The organism is Polynucleobacter sp. UK-Gri1-W3 (assembly GCF_018881595.1).
GTDB lineage: Bacteria > Pseudomonadota > Gammaproteobacteria > Burkholderiales > Burkholderiaceae > Polynucleobacter.
The window spans coordinates 240,155-258,152 of sequence record NZ_JACVQA010000002.1; the positions used below are offsets into that span (position 1 = coordinate 240,155).

The window sequence follows — 17,998 nt, forward strand, 5'->3', positions numbered from 1 at the left end:
AACTTTAGCTACTTAAGAGCGCAGATCCTTGCCATTTAATGTTAAGCGATTAGATGAGCGGTTTTGACATAAGCCGATAAGACGATTTCTTTCGGCCATAACCTTGTCGGCATAACCGCCATCATCATCAGCATTGGCAGCGCCAACGTAATACTTCAAGCCATTACGCAATGAGCCTGCAGTAGCAATAAGGTATTTGAGGATATAAGCACCAACACGAATATTGACTTCCGGTTTAGCAGCCTCGGAAGTTCCCCCAAAGATGGCATATTTATCTTTATGCACTGAAGTCATTACTTGCATGAGCCCCTCAGCACCGGCATGACTCTTGGTGTTTGGATTGAAATTAGATTCAACTGAGATCACAGCCAATAAAAGTACTGGATCAATGTTGACTTCTTTTGCAATCAAAATGGTGTTCGATACATACTCTTCAATCTTAGCGCGATCTAAGCTGTATTTCTTTTCGAAAAAGTCTGCAACCGCACGTTGATTTTGAATAGAGCCCATCAAATTACTATCCAAAGCCTGAGGATCCATCTTCGAAGCCGGGATGCGATCTGACAAGTGTGAGATTGACTTCACCTGCATTTGGGCTACAGAAGGCATCAACAGAGCAACTGTTTGCTGTTTAGCAATCGCTAAACCAGTAGTGGATGGCGCTTTAGATTTGCTGTAGATAACCGCAGCGATCTCAGTATCGGCAACTTGGTTCACTGAAGCCTCACTTGAATCTTTATATTGGTTAAGCATGCCAAAGCCATTGCTCCAAACCATGTGACGAGCTTCATCAGGGACTAGGATGCGGGCCAAGTCAAAAGGACCGGCATTAGTGCCGTTACCTGAGAGCCAAAGACCTACGACCATAAATACGGTAACAACGATCACGCCATTAATGACTCGATAGACTGGAGCCATGGCGTGTGCTAGCAGTTCTTTGGCAGTCAACATTGTTGGCTGCGCATTCTGCATGTCGCTCAAATTGTTAGTTAAACATTTACTCATTCATTGTTTGCAAGACCTCAAAAAACGAGACTACCGTTTTATGCTGCATTGCAATATCTTAAAAACATGGGTCATCCTAAGAAGTTTCTTATATCAAGTCAAGAATAAAGAATGTGAAAGCCATAACTTATTGATCTAGAAATCCGGGAGATCCCTTAGGTGCCTCCTAAAAATCATATATAAATCATTTAAATCAATCACTTATGGAAGTTAGGGGTTACTAATTTCACTCTATAAAAAATTGATCAAAAAGGGACTTTTTTACGATTTAGGCCAAAAAATCAGCCCTAAAAACCGTACATCTAGTGCTTTAACTCGTCTTATTTTCTAGGGGTAGTAGCAAGCCCATGCTTATTGCGAGCCCCTATTTACCGAAGACTTTGGGTTAAAAAATAGATTCTTAGCTCTAGAAAAACGTCGAGATGCCTCTGATTCTTATTAGCTCTGTAGCTAGCTCACGATCAAAAGATGGCAATACCTGAGGCAGAGGTCATACACTGAGAACCCATGAAATTCCTTCGTAGCCTTCTTGCTTTTCTAGCAATTTCCGCCTCTCTCAATGCGCTGGCAGCTTTTGAAGACTGCAAGGACCTGTTTCCAGCCCAGCAAATACCAACCAGTCCGCAGGCAGGGCGAGACCTTTGCTTTGATAGTTTTGCAATCTACTACTCCCCGCGAGATAAGAAGCCAATCTATACAGTAGAGAAGCTCAACAAAGAAGAGCTTTCTGCTCCGCACCCTCGTAGAACTAACCAGTTCTACGAGGGTGCCAGGTTACCTTTTTCGGAAAGAGCTTTGCTCTCAGATTACCGCGGCAGTGGCTATGACCGCGGTCATAACGCTCCGGCCGGGGATATGAACAATGAACGCTCCATGGCTCAATCATTTTCTTTGGCCAACATGATGCCTCAAGCTAGGCAGAACAATCAGGGCATCTGGGCTAAAAACGTAGAAGAACCAACTAGGGCTTATGTCAAAAGAGCTGATGGCGATGTTTATGTATTTACAGGATCAGTTGGCAATGGTGGGAGCATTGGCAGAGGACAGGTCACCATTCCCACTTATCTATATAAACTGGTTTACGACCCCCATAAAAATACTGCGTGGGGCTATTGGATTGAAAACACCAATGAAGCAAGAATGAGTGCACCAATCTCCTATCAAGAGTTGGTACAAAAAACAGGAATTGATTTTCATTTGCCGGTGGATGGTAATACCAATAAACCACCCCTTATATCGACAGAACCAATAAAAACAAAGGCTCAGAAGCCATTGCTTGGTGGATGGTATCCCGTCTTTTTTGATGAATACGTCCCAAGCAAACTAAACGAAATCATCAACAATATCAAGTCAGGCAAGGTAGCAAGCATTCAGATTCAGTATGATCTAAATGAAAGCCTTGCAAAACAGATAGCCACTCAAATTGACTCTCAAACGAATCTAAGGGCAAGCTCCATCCAAAGCAGTCCGCCTGATTCGCCAATGGTGACTTATGAACGCAAGCGCGTTACGCTGATCATTCACTCAAAGTAATTTAGATTTCGCTTGCAGGCCATGAGCCCTCTGAATCGGGGCCAACAGTCCACGTAAACCATTGTGGTCCAAGGTATGCATTAATTCCAACAGCTCACCAAGCTCGCCTTTAGGGAAACCTTCACGAGCAAACCACGCTAGGTAGTTTCCAGGCAAATCAGCCAATGCTCGGCCCGCATGCTTTCCAAAGGGCATCTTCATTAAGACCAATTTTTCCAAGGACTCAGCGTTCATGGGGGGAAATCTTACAAGCAAAGAGGAATAGACCTAAAGATTTCGCCATTTTTAAGGAAATGGTCATTTGTCTATTTGAGAATCATTCTCATTTAATGTTACATTGAGAACCATTCTCATTTAGATTTTTAACCATCAACCTTAAGAGACCAAGAAATTGACCATTAATAGACTTCTCGCCTTTAGCCTTTTATTAGTAGCCACACTTCATTGCTCATTTGTTCACGCTGGTGAGGGTGCATTTGGCTGGATATACACCTTGGATTTGCAGCCCAAGGGTAAGGTGGAGTTTGAGCAGCGACTACAACTCAATCAACAGCAAGCTGCAGGCACTTACGATGCGTTAACTGCCAGGACCGAGCTGGAATATGGTTTGACTAATGACCTGCAAGTAGCCGGCTATATCAACTCCTACTACACAAGCGCCAATCAAAATTACACCAATCCAGAAGCATGTGGAGACTCACCAACTTGTACAGGCGGTTATGGAGTCCCTTCCTCACATGATCCATCGACAGCCTATAAGAAAAGTGGGATTGAAGGTGGCTCTCTAGAGGCAATCTATCGCATCACCAATCCAGTGACTTCGCCAGTAGGTGTAGGGCTGTATCTCGAACCAACATGGGGCAGAAATAAAGATGAATTAGAAGCAAGATTATTGTTGCAATCCAATTTTATCGACGACCGCTTGATTCTGGCAGGTAACGTCGTAGTTGCAAATGAGCGCTTGAAATTTATTGAGAATGGAAACGTACCTGAGTCGATGTTGGATTTTCTAGTTGGAGCTAGCTATCGTTTCGCCCCTAAATGGTCTGCCGGCGTTGAGGCGCGCTTTCATAACGATTATTCAGAGTTGAACTTACGCAATCAAGTACAAAGAGCTACTTTTATAGGCCCCAATATGCACTACGCAGCCAAAGACTGGTGGGTTACAGGCGCATGGCGCTATCAACTGGCAGGCGGGACCTGTATGGGTGGTGGCGAGGCAGAGTGCTCTAACGCACGCGTTTGGGATAGTCATTCAGTAAATGAATTCATTGTCAAAGTTGGATTCCCCCTCAACTAATAACTAATTTCTAACAACTATACGAAAGAACTTATGGAAACTCAGAATCTATTAGTTGCAGCTCTGACTCACCTGTTGAAGTTTCAAGCCACCCAATGCCAAACAGCCAAAGAGAGAGCATTAATGATGTTCGAGACACTCTCTAACCTCAAAGGCGTTAACCCTGACATCCAAACGCTTTGTAATGAAGCCAATGAATTACTTACTAGCTAAATTGAAATGATGATCTGGAAACCTAACCCTTTAGCGCTTATTGGTATAGCAATGATTAGTGCACCAATCATTGCCCATGCAAAAATTTATGTTTCTACTGAGCAGGCGCAAAAAATCCTTTTCCCCAACAAAACACTCACAAAAAATCCCATCATCATTACAGATGATCTACAAGAAAAGATGCGCTCCGCCTCTAGCATCCGGCACCCCTTTCAAGGTAATCGCATCTGGAAGGCGCCTGATGGTAGCTGGCTAGTTATTGATGAAGTCGTTGGAAAGCATGAAATGATTACCTATGCTGTTGCGATCAACCCCAATGGCAGCGTTGCTGGCATAGAGATTTTGGAATACGTTGAGTCTTATGGATATGAAGTAGCAGAAGCACAATGGCGCAAACAGTTTGTAGGCAAGAGTGCATCTGATCCCATTAAGCTTAATCAAGACATTCAAAATATTGGAGGTGCCACGCTATCCTGCAAGCATCTCACCGATGGTGTGAAGCGGATAACGGTTTTATATGACCTAGCTCTGAAGAATAGCCCCCCATCAATAGCTCCAGCTCAAATATCCAAAGCAAAATGATTCGTTGTAAACCCCTCCTTGGAACATTTGTTGAAATCTCCGTGACCCAAGAAGATGGGCATATAGCTATTGATAATGCTTTTACAGCTATTCAACATGTTCATGACCTCATGGGATTTCACAGCCCTAAAAGTGAGCTCAGCGAAATCAATCAACGCGCCCATATACAAGCAGTTGAAATTCATCCATGGACTGCGCAAGTGATTCGAATTGCGAAAGAGGTTCACCTTGAATCCGATGGCCTATTTAATTGCGGTATCGGTCATCGCTTAGTTGCTGCAGGCTTATTGCCGCAACATATTACCTTTGCCAATCATGATCTTGGCGGAATTGAAGATATTCACTTCTTAGCACCTGACTTGATAAAGTCTTCGCGCCCAGTCTGCCTAGATCTTGGTGGAATTGCTAAAGGGTTTGCAGTGGATATGGCGGTGAGAGTCTTAATATCAGATGGCATCACATCCGGCTCAGTGAATGCTGGTGGAGATATGCGGGTATTCGGAAATACCTCATTTCCCATTCAAATTCGCCATCCCGAGACGCCTGACGAGTTAATTGAAATTGGATCCTTAAAAGATGGGGCTATTGCCACGAGTAGTCTTTACTTTGCAAAAAGAGATCATCAGAAGAGTCACATCATTAATCCCTTAGCTCAGCATTATTCTGAAGTGCATGCCGAGGTTTCGGGATCATTCTCAATTCTTGCTAAAGAGTGTGTTTATGCAGATGCACTCACTAAGGTTTTGGCTTTATCCAATGATGAGCATCACCCCTGCTTTAGTCGTTTCTCGGCACAAGCACTGAGGATTGCAGCATGAGTCGCCTTGGAAAGATGCCGAACTGGCAAAGAACTTTTGTCATCTGCGGCCTAATGACTTGTTCCATTACAGGCCTCATGTATCTACTAGGTCATCAATTCCAAATTCAAAGATCGACTCTTGGTACGCATAGCATCTTGGCAGCCCATGGAATTGCGGCAATACTAGCTACCTTAGCTATAGGCTCAGTTCTGCCCTTTCATATCAAGGCGGGCTACAAGTCCAAAAAGCAGTGGTGGAGTGGTTTTAGTCAGTTGGGTTTTCTTGCCGTACTACTTATTTCTGGAGCCCTACTGTATTACGGTCCTCAAGAGATAAGGGATGCAGTTATAGACACCCACTGGATAGTGGGCCTCCTATTTTTTGCCATTTTTATACTGCATGTATTTACTAAGCTAGATATTAATAGCCATCGTCTTTAGTACTCATAGCTAAAGGGCATTGATGCAATTCATATTGAACTCACTTTATTAAAAAATGACTTAAATGATGATGTTTGAATGACTACCTTTTGCAATAGTATTTGTAGAGCAAGCTCATTACCGCTACTGCAACCTCGCTAGCCAGGGAATAATAAATTTGCTTTCCCTCCCTACGTGTCTTCACTAATTTCTCTTTCCGTAATACCGTTAATTGCTGGGATAACGTTGGCTGATGCAAATCCAATGCAACCTCAAGCTCACTAACGCATTTTTCACCCTGCCCGATTTCACATAACAACATCATTCGATCGCTATTAGACAAAACTTTCATTAGCTTGCAAGCCTCATCCGCAGAAGCCTGCATTTTTTTAAGTTCTGATTTAGTAATAGTCATATTAAAGAGCGTTCAAGGGAATTTTTAAATATGATTTGCCATTGGCCTCTGGCTCAGGAAGATGGCCTGCGCGAATATTAACCTGAATAGATGGCAGTATGAGATTGGGCATATCTAAGGTAGCGTCACGTTTATTGCGCATTTGCACAAATTGCTCTTCGCTAACGCCTGTGTGCACATGAATATTGGACTTCTTTTCCTCCCCAACTGTTGTGCAGTAAGCCGCAGCACGTTCAGTGGGCGGGTAGTCATGGCACATGTATAACCTTGTCTCATCGGGATAACTGAATACTTTCTGAATAGACCGATACAAAGCCTGAGCGCTACCCCCCGGAAAGTCGCAACGCGCTGTCCCAACATCAGGCATAAATAGAGTATCTCCAACAAATAAAGCGTCGCCAATCTCATAAGCCATACAAGCAGGAGTATGTCCTGGCGCATACAGCGCTTTTAAGGAGAGGTTTCCAAATGTAAGCGATTCACCATCTTGCAATAAATAATCAAATTGAGAGCCATCAACGGCAAATTGATCACCTAGATTAAAAACACTCTTAAAAACGTTTTGTACACTAGTGATGTGATCCCCAATCACAATCTTTCCACCCAACCGACTTTGAATGTAAGGAGCTGCTGTTAGATGATCGGCATGAGCGTGGGTTTCTAAAACCCAAGTTAACTGTAATTGCTCACTCTTTATAAAGCCAATGACTTCATCAGCAGATTTTGTGGAGGTTCGACCTGATTTAGGGTCATAGTTCATCACTGAATCTATGACTACGCATGGGCTTTGCTTACCCGAATAAACGACGTAGGTAAAAGTCCAGGTTTCTGGATCAAAGAATGCTTTAACATCAGCATGAGGGCTTGGATTCACAAAGACCTTTCTTGGCAATAGCGCATTTATTCCTAAAAGGAGTAAATGGTATATATTTTTATATATTATCTTAATATAAAATTAATTGCAATGGACTACTCAATCTTCATCAGCCCCTGCTTAGGTCTTTTTGTGGGCTTATTAATGGGCCTAACCGGTGCTGGCGGCGGGATCCTATCAGTTCCTTTACTGGTCTTTATCCTGCATTTGCCGGTAGCGGAAGCAGCTCCAATTTCCCTCTCAGCAATTGCGCTCTCTGCAGGGGTTGGCGCCTTGTTAGGGCTAAGAAATAAGATTCTTCGGTACAAAGCTGCTGCATTTATGGCGATGTTTGGGCTGATACTTTCTCCAATAGGATTATGGGCATCACAACGCATTCCCAATGCTCCGCTATTAATTCTATTTAGCTGCACACTGTTCTATGTATCCATTCGCCTCTATAGGCAGGCGTATAAAGAAATTCATGGCATACCTGATTTTGAAGGAAAGCCTCCACCTCCATGTTTACTTGATTCCTCCAGGGGGAAGTTAGCTTGGAACATTCCCTGTGCACGAGCCCTTATGTTTTCCGGCGGATTGGCAGGCTTGCTTTCTGGGCTATTAGGCGTTGGTGGTGGATTCGTGATTGTCCCAGCACTCAAGCGCTATACCGATTTACCCATCAACTCTATAGTTGCTACATCATTGGGTGTGCTTGCCATTATTGCGGGGGGTGGCACTCTTTTCTCTGCCATGTCCGGAAATCTTGACCTAGTGATTGCAGCGCCTTTTGCATTAGGAGCCCTACTCGGCTTACTGATTGGCAGAGGATTTGGTAAAAATCTCAGCGGGCCAAGATTGCAACAAATTTTTTCTGTATTGACGTTTGTCGTGGCTATCAGCCTCATTCTCAAAGGCGTTAATAGTCTATGAGAAGGCCATTGGCATCTTTTATCTATATTCTTGTATTCATCATGTTAGGAGCTCTACTGATGTCGATATCTAAATCTAGCTCTTTGTTATCCACCTCTATCAACTCTATATCTGGGACCGTTAGCAATCTCAATAATGAGTTACTTGAATACGTTAATCCCGAAAAGCCTACACATGATCATTCCTCGGTCTATTACAAGCGCTTCTTTATCTCCAAATTTAACTTGGGCGATAAAGCAATCGAAGCAAAGTTTTCAATGCCAATGAAGATTGCTGAAGGCGATCAAATCACCGTGTCGGGATATCTGAAAGATAGTGCCTTTCAAGTTCTTGCCTATAACAATCAAACACAGCAAGTCACTAGTAATGAAAATTGGATCGTACTGGTCTTAGGCGCCCTATTCTTCTTTATAGTAGCAATTGGCTTATTCAATAGCGAATTGGTTGCCGAAGGCGCTCTGATTCCCAAGCTTTTTCTATTTGGATTTACCTTGGTAGCAATATATATGGGCTACCGAGCACTCCTGATCCGCGAGGCCATTAAGCTAATTTCAAATTAAGTTGCACTGAAATAGAAAAAGCCCTTATTACTAAGGGCTTTTTTATTACTTACAGTTTAGTGATCTGCTTGATGCGCTACTTAGTGGCCACCAGCACCACCTAAGTAAGCTGCTTTCACAGCTGGGTCGTCTTTGAGCTTAGCAGCAGGTCCGTGTGTAGCAATCTTACCGTTCTCAAGTACATAACCGTAATCCGCTACATTCAAGGCTGCAGCAGCGAACTGCTCAACCAACAACATCGTTACGCCTTGTGACTTGAGGTTAGAGATGATCTTAAACACTTCCTCAACCAAGATTGGTGCAAGACCCATGGATGGCTCATCCAAGAGAATGATCTCAGGATTCAGCATCACAGCACGGGCCATGGCCAACATCTGCTGCTCACCACCCGATAGTGTTCCGGCCAACTGATTGCGACGCTCTTTGAGGCGTGGGAACATTTCGAGTGATTTCTCGAGATCGTTCTTGATGTCGCCTTTAGGACGGCTACCTGTAAAGCGTGGAAATGCGCCAAGCAACAGATTGTCAGTTACAGACATTGTTGTAAACACACGGCGACCTTCAGGACTGTGGGCTAAACCCAAACGTGCGATTTTATGAGAGTCGTAACCATCAATTTTTTCGCCGCCCAAGGTGACTTCGCCAGCCGTTGGCTTAATCATGCCAGTAATAGCGCGCATGGTGGTGGTTTTACCAGCACCGTTTGAGCCAATCAAAGTAATTACCTGCCCTTTAGGAACATCAATATTGATGCCATGGAGGACTTTTACTTTGCCGTAGCCTGCTTCAAGATTCTTAATAGATAACATGGTATTTACCGATTCAATATGTTCTAGTGATTAAGTACCCAAGTAGGCATGAATCACCTTCTCGTCTGCCTGAACTTCAGCTGGTTTACCTTCTGCAATCTTCTGACCGAAGTCCAATACAGAAACGGTATCGCAAACTGACATCACCACATCCATGTGATGCTCAATCAGGATGAAGGTAATACCGCTATCGCGGATCTTACGAATAATGCGCAAGAGCTCTTTAATGTCAGGAGCTGTCAAACCTGCAGCTGGCTCATCTAACAAGAGTAACTCAGGATCTAATGCCAAGGCACGAGCAATTTCAAGCAAACGCTGCTTACCATATGGCAAGTTACGAGCTTCTTCATTCGCCAAATCATCAAGACCAACGAATTTAAGCAAAGCCATTGCACGAGCATGTGCTTCAGCTTCTTCTTTCTTATAGCGTGGCAAATGCAATGCAATTTCCACCATGTTTGACTTAAAGGTGTGATGCAGACCAACCAAAATATTTTGGATCGCTGTCATCTCACCGAAGAGCTGAACGTTTTGGAAGGTACGTGCAATACCGGATAGGGCAATGTCAGAAGAAGTCTTACCAACCACGCTTTCACCAGCGTACAACACGTTACCCGCTGTGGGTACGTAAATACCAGTCAACACGTTCATCATGGTGCTCTTACCGGAACCGTTAGGGCCGATCAAACCATGAATAGTGCCGCGCTTGATACTCAGATCAACGTTGTTCAAAGCTTTCAAGCCGCCAAACTGCATCAATACAGAGTCCACTTTGAGGAGTTCAGTACCGGTATTTTGATTGGCAACCGTGCTAATAAAGCTGATGGAATCATCCACCGCTTCAGCATCACCACCACGAGTGGTTTTAGCTTTACCAACGATAGTTTGGTAGAAGGTCTTAGTAAAGCCAACGATACCGTTTTGCAAGTAGTAAACCACTAACAAAATCATGAAGCCAAAAATACTCAAGCGCCAGTCAGAGATGCTATTGAGCCAGAATGAGAATGCAGCCAAGCCAACAACACCCGCAATAGGAACTGCAACACGTCTTGGGGTGGTTGCCTGCTTAGACAAGGCCATAGCAGCACCCGCTACTACAACGATTGCAATAATCGAAGCAACAATGCGGAACAAGAAGATATCGTCCAGTAGTTTTGGCAACAACACAATGATGGCAGCGCCAATCACCGCGCCTAAACGTGACTTACGTCCGCCCATGATGATGCCGAGCAAGAACAGAACAGCCAATTCATTGTTATAGGTGTTTGGTGAAATATATTGCTCTGAGTAGGCATACAAGCAACCAGCCAAACCAGCAAAGCCAGCGCTAATCACAAATGCAATCACCTTAAAGCGATACACGGATACACCCATACAGTCACAAGCAATTGGGGAATCGCGCAATGCTTCAAATGCACGACCGATTTGAGACTTCACAAAACGGTCAACTACGATGAGGGAAATAATCAAAACAATGGAAACCAACCAGAAATACTCTGCTTTGGTCATTGGCACACCCATCAACTCAGGCTTAGGAATCTTGATCCCCAAAGGACCTTCAGTCAACCAAGTCATTTCGTTAATCAGAATCTGGGCGATCGTACCGAACGCCAAGGTCACCATCGCCAAGTAAGGTCCAATTACCTTCAGTGCTGGCAAAGCCAAAATTCCACCAAAGATCGCAGTCACAATAATGGAGGCTGGAATGTTGATCCAAATTGGGAAGCCAAAGTGGAAATACAAAACACCCGCGGTATAGGAACCGATGCCAAAAAGGGCTGCGTGCCCCAAAGAGACCTGACCTACATAACCCACCACAATATCCAAACCAAATAACAAAATGGTGTAGATCAGAATGGTTTCAACTAAGTGAATGTAATAAGGATTATGGATAAATAGGGGCAATACGAATAGCCCCGCAATCGCAATTAATATGGGTAATAGAGACTTCAATTTCATCATTAAACTTTCTTAATTGCAGATTTGCCGAAGAGACCAGATGGTTTGTATGCCAAAACAAGCAATAACAAAATCAAACCTGGAACATCTTTGTAACCAGTAGAAATATAGAAACCAGTTGCTGTCTCAACAATACCCAGAATCAAACCACCAACAATAATTCCGAGGCCGCTAGACAAGCCGCCAATAATCGCAACCGCAAAAGCCTTTAAACCTAAGGCGCCGCCCATAGTCGCACCAGTTAAGGTTAGAGGTGCAATCAACACACCTGCGAACGCTGCTGTCAAAGAAGAAAGCGCATAAGAGAATGTAATGACTACGCTAGTGTTGATGCCCATGAGGCCAGCTGCATCGCGGTCGTTTGCAGTAGCAACAACCGCTTTACCGTAAATCGTTTTACGGTTAAAGAACTCCACCAACAACATCATGACCAATGCACCAACTACAACCAAAATTTCCATTGGGAGAATATTTGCGCCCAAGAAATTCATTGGCTCCATTGGCAATGGTGATGGGAAGGGCAATGCATCGCGTCCCCAGATGTTTTCAGCTACATTCTTGAAAATAATACCGAGTGCAATGGTGGACATAATCCAACCAAATTCGGATTTAATCTTGATTGCAGGACGCACACCAATTAACTCAACGAAGCTACCTTGGATCATGCCGAATAAACAAACTACAGGAATCATTACCCAGTAGTTCATGCCAAAAGTGTCAACGCAGGTTAAACCTACCAAAGCGCCAAGCATCAAAGCTTCACCTTGACCGAAGTTCAAGGTGCCAGATGTGGCAAAAGTGAGCTGGAAACCGAAGGCGATGACCGCGTAGATCATCCCCACCGCGATACCGCTCGAGAGGATTTGTGCAAACATGTCCATGTTATTGGCCTAAATATTCTAAAAACTGTTTTATTAACGAATCCAACATTGTAAGCAAAACGCCGCTTGTGGGCGGCGTTTTGTTTTATCTAATGCTGCAGTGCAAAATAGATTTAGATTGCCTGCCCTAGAACTTAAATTACTTCTTTTTCGCTGTAGCGTCCTCAGCATTCAAGAATTGAACACGGCCACTTTCAACTACACCCATCACTACGTCTTTTGACTTGATGGCTTCATGGTCTGTTGCAGTGAATGGCTTGTTATAAGTAATCACAACGCCTTCAACAGGAGTCTTCAGATCTTGCAATGCCGCCAAAATCTTTGGTCCCTCTGTGCTGTTTGCCTGCTTGATAGCGGCAGCCAGCAAATAAACAGAGTCATATCCTTGAGCAGCAGAAACCGGAGAAGCAATGATGCCATTCTTAGGTTTGAAGTCTTTCAAGTAAGCATCAACGAAAGCTTTGCGCTTTGGAGTTGTTGCAGGCTGTTGAATGAAAGTCTCAGGCATTGTTGCGCCATCACCATTTTTACCTGCTGTATCAATAAAGCTAGCCATAGACAATGTCCAGCTGCCAATCATTGGTTTTTTCCAACCCAACTTCGCCATACCGTTAGCAATTTGTGCCAACTCAGGTCCAATTGCGTATGTCAAAACTACATCTGCACCAGCGTTCTTTGCCTTGAGCAATTGTGAAGTCATATCAACGTCACCGATATTGAACTTTTCAGTTGCAACTGGAGTTACGCCGTAACCTTTCAATGCCTTCTCTAAGTCCTCGCGGCCTAACTGGCCGTAGTTTGTTGAGTCAGCCAAAATGGCTACTTTTTTCAAGCCACGCTTCTCAACCGCTTCTTTAGCGATCATTGGTGCTTGAATATTGTCAGCAGCAGCATTACGGAAAACATAGTTTTCAGCGGCATTTGGGAACTGATGAGTAATTAAAGAGCCAGTAGCAACGTTGTTAAATACCGGAATCTTTGCTTCCTGATAGAAGCGTTGTGAAGCCAATGCAACACCAGTGTTGATGTAACCCAAAGTAGCAACTACCTTTTCGTTGTTAATCAATTCTTGTGCAATTTGTACTCCGCGCTCGTTTTTCGCTTCATCATCGCGCTCAACCAAAACGATTTTGTTGCCGTTGATACCACCAGCAGCATTAATTTCTTTTGCAGCAAGGCGAACACCGTCACGCATACTGACACCCATTGAGGATGAACCACCAGTAAATGGACCTGCAACACCAAGCTTGATATCGGCAGCATAAGCACCGGTTGAGAGCATTGCAGTAGCTGCTACTGCAAAAATGTGACGACGAATGTTCATAAAGTCTCCATGACTAAAAATTGCTAATGAATAAATACTTTTTTATAGGTAAAACACAATGAACAGTTATCTTACTGTTAATACAAAGGCAAAAAAAGAGCTTTGTATTAGGGTTTTACATTAGCCTCAAGGACTTAGGAAAGCCGCCTCTTAAGGCTGCGTTCAATATTTGGCCAAAAGAGGTTAATAACCAATCCGACAATGACCAGGCCTGCCGCCAAGATCTTCCATAGCGGCAAGGGCTCAGCCAAGAAATAAGCGGCTGCCCCCATGCCAAAGATAGGCACCAATAGGGGTGCAGGGGCCACTACAGCCGCGGGATGCTTAGAAAGTAGCCAGGCCCAAGCCGAGTATCCAAAGATGGTGTTTGCCCAAGACTGCCAAAGAACTCCAGCCCATGCCCCTACAGGCGCTGAGGTTAATGAGGTATTCATGTGCTCCCATCCACCCTCAAACAGAAAGGAAATGGCAAATAAAGGTGGAATTGCAAAAGCGCTGGCCCAAACCACATAGGAAAGCATGTTGATAGAACCTGCCCTGCGACTGACTGTATTTGCCACACCCCAAGAAAAACCTGTAAATACCACCAGTGCCAAACCGAGGAAGGTAGTACTTGCATCAGTGTGCAGCGCAATAATTCCTAAACCAGTCATAGCTACCAGTACTGCAAGCGTTTGATAAGTACGTAATCGCTCTTTGGCAAAAAACATTGCAAAGCCGATGGTAAAAAATACCTGCGTCTGGATGACTAGCGAAGCTAGGCCTGGAGAGATGCGACCGTCAATTGCAAAATACAAAATGCCGAACTGCCCTACCCCTACTGCTAAGCCATATACACACAAATTGACCCAAGACACTTTAGGTCTGGGCATAAAAAACACTAAAGGCAAAAAGGCAAAGGTGTAGCGAAGAGCAGCAAATAAAAATGGTGGAAATGCGCCAAGCGATAACTTGATCACTACAAAGTTCGTGCCCCACACTGCCACGATAGCGAGTGCCAGCAATAAATGACTGGCTGGCAGCGAGTAAACCTTCTGCGAAGTCTTAGGCACTCGTCAGCAATTCTGCGACACGCTGCGCAATCATCATCGTAGGTGCTGCGGTATTACCCGAGGTAATTGTTGGCATGGCTGAGGCATCCACTACGCGAAGATGATGAATACCCTTCACGCGTAATTCTGAGTCAAGCACTGCCATGGGGTCGTCATCACGACCCATTTTGCAAGTGCCAACTGGATGAAAGATGGTGGTTCCTATATCACCAGCCGCTTTGATTAATTGCGCATCAGTTTGATATTGCGCACCAGGCTTATATTCTTCTGGCGTGTATGGTCCCAACGCAGCCTGTTCCACAATCTTGCGAGTAAGGCGCAAAGATTCTGCTGCTACCTTACGGTCTTCATCTGTTGATAAATAATTGGGGCTAATTACTGGTGGCGCTTCTGGGTTAATTGAGTTGATGTGCACACTACCGCGCGAAGTCGGACGCAAGTTACAGACACTCGCAGTAAATGCATTAAACGAATGTAAGTCTTCACCAAACTTTTCTAATGACAAAGGTTGTACGTGATATTCCACATTGGCGCGTTTTTGTTCTGGTGAACTAAAGGCAAATGCACCGAGTTGTGATGGTGCCATCGACATTGGTCCGGAACGCTTGAGCACATACTCCAAGCCAATCATCATCTTGCCCCAAAGAGTATTGGCTTTGGTATTTAAGGTCTTAATACCATTCACCTTATAAACCATGCGTAACTGAAGATGGTCTTGGAGATTCTCACCAACTCCAGGGAGATCAGCAATGACGGGGATGCCCAATTGCTTTAAATGTGCAGACGCTCCAACACCGGAGCGCTCTAGAATTTGCACGCTACCAATTGCACCAGCACTGAGCAATACTTCACCACCCTGCTCGATTGCACAAAGCGCTTCGCCAGCAATCCCATTCTTTAAATACTCAACCCCAAGACAATTTTTAGTAACAGGATCAATTTTGAGTTTAGTCACTATGGCTTCAGTAATCACAGTGAGATTGCTACGCTTGGCAGCATCCCTTAAAAAAGCTTTGGAAGTATTTAAGCGCCAACCAGCACGTTGGCTCACATCGAAGTAACCGACTCCAAAGTTGTCACCGCAATTGAAGTCCTCTGAAGCCGGAATGCCTGCCTGAACTGCAGCATCCTTAAATCGGTCCATGATGGGCCAACGTAAGCGCTGCTTAGAAACAGTCCACTCACCACTTTTGCCATGCCACTCATTTGCAGCGCTGTGGTAATCCTCAAATGATTTGTAGCGCTTCAGTGCGTTTTCCCAAGACCAAGACTCATCACCAGTTGCCTGCACCCAAGACTCATAATCACCCGCCTGGCCGCGCATATAAATCATGCCATTAATCGACGAGCACCCACCTAAAACGCGCCCACGGGGATACAACAACGAGCGACCATTCAAGCCTTTTTCAGAAGCCGTTTTAAAGCGCCAATCCGCCCTTGGGTTATCAATGCAATACAAGTATCCAACTGGAATATGGATCCAGATGTAGTTGTCGTTTTTGCCAGCTTCAATCAACAAGACATTCTTGTTGGGATTTTCAGTTAAACGCTTTGCCAACATGCAGCCGGCACTGCCTGCCCCAATAATGATGTAGTCGTAAATATTTGCTTGAGTCATGTTGTATGCGTCTAATAAGGCGTTATTCAATGGTTCGCAGGATTCCTCGCCCTGAGCGCCTATTATTTACCAATCTTGCAAATTAGGCATCCCTATAGGCGCTGCAAATAGCAGTCTAAAATGAGGGTATGCATATTAATGAGAAAAATCGCACTCCCAAGCTAGTTGAGGCTGATGAAGGGCCCAGCAAGTCTGAGCTAAAGCGCCAAATGACAGAGCGCCAGAAATTGGCAGAAGTTTTGGCTGCCCTGAGTAGCGACGCCTTAAAGACCATCCCCTTGGATGAGGCAATTAAAACCGCTATTGCCGAGACAAATAAAATTAAGAGTTTTGAGGCGATTCGTCGTCATAAGCAATATCTTGGCAAACTCATGCGTTTTTTGGATGATGAAGAATTAGATGCGATTCAGAAACGTTTGGATGCGATTCAGGGTGTTAGTAAAGCTGAGACCGCTAAGTTACATTTTTTAGAGAGCTATCGCGATAGACTCATTGCAAACGATGAAGCCTTCACCAAGATGATTGAACAATATCCCGATATGGATATTCAGAATATGCGCACTTTAATTCGAAATGCACGTCGCGAGAAAGAACTAAACAAGCCACCTAAGGCCTACCGCGAAATTTTCCGCGTTCTTAAAGATATGGGTCTTTAAAGTTTAATCTTGCGGGCTGGTACTTCGACCCAGCGATAAAGATAGGTTGCTGCTAACCAACTAGCTACTACAGCAACCAACATCAAAGCAAGCGCCATGACACCATCATGAGGACGACTCATTCCCCAGGCGATATATAGCGTATTTGCCAGCAATACAAACGAGAAATGAATCAAGAAAGCGCAGTACGATCTTCTGCTTCCCCAGAGAATGACATTTACTAGCTTATGTTTTCTAGACTGATGTTGAGGACGCTTCTGATCTTGCTTCTGATCTTTGTAAGCCGAGTCCCCCCATAGGATAAGAGCAATGGCGACTATGTAGGCCAATATATTTCTGAGCCAAAATTGGTGAAAGCTTGAAATAACGATAACTACACCAATCCCTACAAACATCATTTTGGCAAATCGATTTACTTTAGGGTCAGGATAGTTTTTACAAAGCTGTGCCAGTACCCCAAGTCCATAAGCTCCCATAAAGTAAATGAAATAGTTTTCATAAGCACCAGAGCGATTAAAAAATAGTAAGGATGCTACGCAGAGCACCAACAGAATCCATATCAGGGAACGAAAACTGGAGAACATGCTCAACATGATTGCCAGAATGGCATAAAGCTGCCAATCAATTGCCACATACCAAACGCCAGCAGAAATCGAATCTAAACCTAAGATCCCTTGTAGAAAAAATAAATGGGCTAAGAACTGCCCCAGTGTTTCTGATTCACCAACAAATTCATCTTGAACCCAAAAGCGCGCAATCCAGGCACACAAAATCGTTAGAATCAGCGCTACTACATAGGGTGCAAACAATCGCAGGTAACGATTAAAGATTACCTTCAACACATTGCGGACATTCTTCAGGTCAGTGGAACGAGTCAATGATTGGGCTGCCAAATAGCCGCCCATCACTAAAAAGATTTGCACTGCGTAACGACCATACTCAAATAACCAAGTCATTGCCACCGGGAGTAGCAGCCGTGCATCTTCTGCAATTTGCCCATAACTCGAGAAATGATGCAGGATGATGATTAAGGCTGCGAAGGTCTTTAAAAAATCGACGAGAAGAAAATGGTTTTTGGACTGCAAT

20 protein-coding genes are annotated in these 17,998 nt (G+C 44.2%); 9 read left to right on the forward strand and 11 right to left on the reverse strand.

Annotated elements, in window-relative coordinates; translation table 11 throughout:
• Nucleotides 1–12 precede the first annotated feature (12 nt).
• The gene (locus tag ICN36_RS03915; protein WP_216227087.1) at nucleotides 13–1,005 is read right to left on the reverse strand and encodes a transglycosylase SLT domain-containing protein; all 993 of its coding nucleotides are present in this window, start codon (nucleotides 1,003–1,005) and stop codon (nucleotides 13–15) included.
• A 507-nt stretch (nucleotides 1,006–1,512) separates the two neighbouring features.
• Between ICN36_RS03915 and ICN36_RS03920 the strand changes: the two genes are divergently transcribed.
• The gene (locus tag ICN36_RS03920) at nucleotides 1,513–2,538 is read left to right on the forward strand and encodes a DNA/RNA non-specific endonuclease (protein WP_216227088.1); all 1,026 of its coding nucleotides are present in this window, start codon (nucleotides 1,513–1,515) and stop codon (nucleotides 2,536–2,538) included.
• Here ICN36_RS03920 and ICN36_RS03925 read toward each other — a convergent pair.
• Nucleotides 2,530–2,772, reverse strand: a complete 243-nt coding sequence (locus ICN36_RS03925) for a DUF3820 family protein (protein WP_215359302.1) — start codon at nucleotides 2,770–2,772, stop codon at nucleotides 2,530–2,532. The genes ICN36_RS03920 and ICN36_RS03925 overlap by 9 nt on opposite strands.
• 157 nt (nucleotides 2,773–2,929) lie before the next feature.
• Between ICN36_RS03925 and ICN36_RS03930 the strand changes: the two genes are divergently transcribed.
• Genes ICN36_RS03930 through ICN36_RS03950 form a run of 5 tightly spaced genes read left to right on the forward strand, consistent with a single transcriptional unit; the run spans nucleotide 2,930 to nucleotide 5,873 of the window.
• The gene (locus tag ICN36_RS03930; protein ID WP_216227089.1) at nucleotides 2,930–3,838 is read left to right on the forward strand and encodes a DUF6662 family protein; all 909 of its coding nucleotides are present in this window, start codon (nucleotides 2,930–2,932) and stop codon (nucleotides 3,836–3,838) included.
• A gap of 33 nt (nucleotides 3,839–3,871) precedes the next feature.
• Complete coding sequence (locus ICN36_RS03935) at nucleotides 3,872–4,051, forward strand: hypothetical protein (protein ID WP_216227090.1); 180 nt, start codon at nucleotides 3,872–3,874, stop codon at nucleotides 4,049–4,051.
• Between the two features lie 6 nt (nucleotides 4,052–4,057).
• Nucleotides 4,058–4,633, forward strand: coding sequence for an FMN-binding protein (locus ICN36_RS03940; protein WP_255531225.1), 576 nt, complete (start codon nucleotides 4,058–4,060; stop codon nucleotides 4,631–4,633).
• Complete coding sequence (locus ICN36_RS03945; protein WP_216227091.1) at nucleotides 4,630–5,451, forward strand: FAD:protein FMN transferase; 822 nt, start codon at nucleotides 4,630–4,632, stop codon at nucleotides 5,449–5,451. The genes ICN36_RS03940 and ICN36_RS03945 overlap by 4 nt, the downstream gene beginning before the upstream one ends.
• Nucleotides 5,448–5,873 (forward strand): hypothetical protein, encoded by a 426-nt coding sequence (locus ICN36_RS03950; RefSeq protein ID WP_216227092.1) that lies wholly within the window; start codon nucleotides 5,448–5,450, stop codon nucleotides 5,871–5,873. The genes ICN36_RS03945 and ICN36_RS03950 overlap by 4 nt, the downstream gene beginning before the upstream one ends.
• 82 nt (nucleotides 5,874–5,955) lie before the next feature.
• On the opposite strand, the gene ICN36_RS03955 is transcribed toward ICN36_RS03950, so the two are convergent.
• Entirely contained in the window at nucleotides 5,956–6,267 is a 312-nt protein-coding gene (locus ICN36_RS03955) for a metalloregulator ArsR/SmtB family transcription factor (RefSeq protein ID WP_216227093.1), read from the reverse strand.
• A gap of 1 nt (nucleotide 6,268) precedes the next feature.
• Complete coding sequence (locus ICN36_RS03960) at nucleotides 6,269–7,141, reverse strand: MBL fold metallo-hydrolase (RefSeq protein ID WP_216227094.1); 873 nt, start codon at nucleotides 7,139–7,141, stop codon at nucleotides 6,269–6,271.
• A 90-nt stretch (nucleotides 7,142–7,231) separates the two neighbouring features.
• Between ICN36_RS03960 and ICN36_RS03965 the strand changes: the two genes are divergently transcribed.
• Nucleotides 7,232–8,053 (forward strand): sulfite exporter TauE/SafE family protein, encoded by an 822-nt coding sequence (locus ICN36_RS03965; protein WP_216227095.1) that lies wholly within the window; start codon nucleotides 7,232–7,234, stop codon nucleotides 8,051–8,053.
• A 59-nt stretch (nucleotides 8,054–8,112) separates the two neighbouring features.
• Nucleotides 8,113–8,613, forward strand: a complete 501-nt coding sequence (locus ICN36_RS03970; protein WP_216227096.1) for a hypothetical protein — start codon at nucleotides 8,113–8,115, stop codon at nucleotides 8,611–8,613.
• Nucleotides 8,614–8,693: 80 nt separating this feature from the next.
• Here ICN36_RS03970 and ICN36_RS03975 read toward each other — a convergent pair whose 3' ends face one another.
• The 6 genes from ICN36_RS03975 to ICN36_RS04000 form a co-directional block, all read right to left on the reverse strand.
• The gene (locus ICN36_RS03975; RefSeq protein ID WP_215348454.1) at nucleotides 8,694–9,422 is read right to left on the reverse strand and encodes an ABC transporter ATP-binding protein; all 729 of its coding nucleotides are present in this window, start codon (nucleotides 9,420–9,422) and stop codon (nucleotides 8,694–8,696) included.
• A 30-nt stretch (nucleotides 9,423–9,452) separates the two neighbouring features.
• Entirely contained in the window at nucleotides 9,453–11,381 is a 1,929-nt protein-coding gene (locus tag ICN36_RS03980) for an ATP-binding cassette domain-containing protein (RefSeq protein ID WP_216227153.1), read from the reverse strand.
• 2 nt (nucleotides 11,382–11,383) lie between these two features.
• Nucleotides 11,384–12,262, reverse strand: a complete 879-nt coding sequence (locus tag ICN36_RS03985) for a branched-chain amino acid ABC transporter permease (RefSeq protein ID WP_216227097.1) — start codon at nucleotides 12,260–12,262, stop codon at nucleotides 11,384–11,386.
• Nucleotides 12,263–12,401: 139 nt separating this feature from the next.
• On the reverse strand, nucleotides 12,402–13,586 hold the full coding sequence (locus ICN36_RS03990) for an ABC transporter substrate-binding protein (protein ID WP_216227098.1): 1,185 nt from the start codon (nucleotides 13,584–13,586) through the stop codon (nucleotides 12,402–12,404).
• Between the two features lie 134 nt (nucleotides 13,587–13,720).
• Nucleotides 13,721–14,608 carry an EamA family transporter gene (locus ICN36_RS03995; protein WP_216227154.1) on the reverse strand — a complete coding sequence of 296 codons (888 nt, stop codon included), beginning with the start codon at nucleotides 14,606–14,608 and terminating at the stop codon, nucleotides 13,721–13,723.
• A gap of 22 nt (nucleotides 14,609–14,630) precedes the next feature.
• On the reverse strand, nucleotides 14,631–16,256 hold the full coding sequence (locus ICN36_RS04000; RefSeq protein WP_216227099.1) for a GMC family oxidoreductase: 1,626 nt from the start codon (nucleotides 16,254–16,256) through the stop codon (nucleotides 14,631–14,633).
• A gap of 128 nt (nucleotides 16,257–16,384) precedes the next feature.
• Here ICN36_RS04000 and yjgA point away from each other — a divergent pair, with 128 nt between their 5' ends.
• A complete protein-coding gene (gene yjgA / locus ICN36_RS04005; protein ID WP_216227100.1) occupies nucleotides 16,385–16,912 on the forward strand; it encodes a ribosome biogenesis factor YjgA in 528 nt (175 codons plus the stop codon).
• Here the strand turns inward: yjgA and ICN36_RS04010 are convergent.
• Nucleotides 16,909–17,997 carry an acyltransferase gene (locus ICN36_RS04010; RefSeq protein WP_216227101.1) on the reverse strand — a complete coding sequence of 363 codons (1,089 nt, stop codon included), beginning with the start codon at nucleotides 17,995–17,997 and terminating at the stop codon, nucleotides 16,909–16,911. The genes yjgA and ICN36_RS04010 overlap by 4 nt on opposite strands.
• Nucleotide 17,998: the final 1 nt, after the last annotated feature.